The sequence below is a fragment of the Croceitalea sp. MTPC5 genome (assembly GCF_036985505.1).
GTDB lineage: Bacteria > Bacteroidota > Bacteroidia > Flavobacteriales > Flavobacteriaceae > Croceitalea.
In genome coordinates, this window is sequence record NZ_BTGQ01000031.1 from 1 (window position 1) to 1,261 (window position 1,261).

General features: G+C 32.4%; 2 protein-coding genes. Both read right to left on the reverse strand.

Annotated features, from left to right (window positions below; all coding sequences use genetic code 11):
* Positions 1-126 precede the first annotated feature (126 nt).
* Complete coding sequence (locus AACM45_RS20270) at positions 127-573, reverse strand: hypothetical protein (protein ID WP_339145028.1); 447 nt, start codon at positions 571-573, stop codon at positions 127-129.
* Between the two features lie 152 nt (positions 574-725).
* A partial coding sequence (locus tag AACM45_RS20275; RefSeq protein ID WP_339145030.1) for a hypothetical protein occupies positions 726-1,261 on the reverse strand: 536 nt, incomplete at its 5' end.

Sequence of the window (1,261 nt, forward strand, 5' to 3'; positions counted from 1 at the left end):
TCGTATAAGAATAGTTGCGGTTTTGTGTGCGAGGATTTTCCGCAGGAAAATCAGACGTAACAAAACTGCAACTCCCTTTGTTTAAGCACTAATGTAGCAATTATTTTTATACATTGTTGTAGCAAGTTACTTTTCTTTTAACTTTTCTATTTTCCGAATTTCCCTTTCGCTATTAAATTTCAGAAGCCAATCTTTAGGAATATAATTCTGGAAAAATTCCCAGTTGTCAGATTTCAAATCCGCTTTTTTGAGTTTTTTCAGAATCATATTCAGATGGTCAATATTCCAAGCCCAAAATTCTATGTTTTTTATTTCCGTTTTTAGCCAAAAATCAAATTCTTTCAGTTCATCCCAATTTAGTTCAGCTCGGAATGTGCAATTCAGACATACAAGATTCCATTTTTTTTCAAAATCCGAAATATCCATAAAATGTTCAATTCCGTTGGGAACATTTTGATTAGTAGCAATTATTTTAGATTCGCATTTGTCACATTTAAGTTCAATTATTTTCGGATAATGCTTGTGAGCATATCTTAAATGAGTTTTTCCTCCATTATCGATTGAACTGTTCATTCTTTTAATTTGCTACAACGGTTTTGTGTATGATTTCGTTGCTTGTTTCAGCAACTAATTTAGCAAATACAAACCGAATAGAAAATCCGCGAGGATTTTCGTAAGTAGGCGAGTACTAGCAATGAATTATACACGGTGTTAGCAAAAGTTTTTTATTCCTTATTCAAAAATTCAGTTACTAAATTATTCTTTTTAGATTCCATTTCGCAAGTCCAACTATCTATCCACCATCGTCCATTTTCATAATGTAGCTGAATGCTATTTAGCCCTCTAATATTGGATTCAGTTTTTGGGTCAGTTCGTATTTCAAATGCACTCCAAACTTGTGCAATATTTCCATATTTACTTACTATTCTTTTAAGTTCCTTTTCGTAAAAATCCTCTTTAGGTGATAATCCGATTGGTATATATTCCGCTTCAAGAGTATGTGATTCCGCTTTCCCATTTTCGTCCAGTCTTGTTATAACAGCATTGTCCGAATGAATATATTTATCTCTCTCAAACTCCCAAGGCTCACTACTCGAACCTGAAACAACATCATAATATGCATTTATTATTGCATCTACTGATTTTACGTCTTTCGCATACTTCTCTTTGGTAGTTTGTCCGAAAACTGAATTACAAGCAAAAATTATGATTAATGATGTTAGAATTATTTTGTTCATTTCGGTTGGTTTTAAATTTTTGC